We start from the raw sequence: 540 nt of genomic DNA, 5'->3' as shown, positions 1-540 counted from the left end.
ACAGAACCCTGATCAACCTGAAAACGATCCAGCCGCCCCGCGCCATCCAGCACCGGTTTGCCGGTGGTCAGCGTCACGCGCGGCGCGTTGATGAAGCCGCAACCATTACAGGTGATGCCATACGGGTTGGCGACAATCACTCGCGCCGACTGCCCCGCCACTTCGGTGTAACCGCGCAACTGGCTTGGGTTGCCGCTGATGACTTCGTTGAGAATGGCTTGCGCCGAGCCGCTGTTTTTCAGGTTCGGGTTGCCGATAATGTGGCCGCCCAATTGTGTGTTCGACGTCTGGCTCGAGCCGTTGTTGAGGATGACACCCTGCGCGCCGACGTTGTAATCGTGGAACTGGTTATGCGACAGACCGCTGCCGTTGGGCGTGGCGATGTTGATGATCGGCACGCCGTTACCGGCCCGATCCAGCGCGGTGTTCGGGTTGGCCACGACAATGCCGTCGGCCTGCGCCCACATCGGTTGCCAGAACATGACGTTCGCCAGCAGGAACGCCAGCCCGCGCTTGGGCATGCCCAGAAACGACTCACGG

The 540-nt window shown here is 62.0% G+C and carries 1 protein-coding gene; it reads right to left on the bottom strand.

What is annotated here, in order from left to right; translation table 11 throughout:
- Window positions 1-540, bottom strand: a 540-nt coding sequence (locus QMX91_RS31340) for a filamentous hemagglutinin N-terminal domain-containing protein (protein WP_282413918.1), incomplete at both ends; no start/stop codon positions are given.

It is taken from the genome of Pseudomonas sp. PS01299, from assembly GCF_029960145.1.
GTDB classification, from domain to species: Bacteria; Pseudomonadota; Gammaproteobacteria; order Pseudomonadales; family Pseudomonadaceae; genus Aquipseudomonas; species Aquipseudomonas putida_A.
This window is presented reverse-complemented; position numbering and strand designations above follow the sequence as displayed.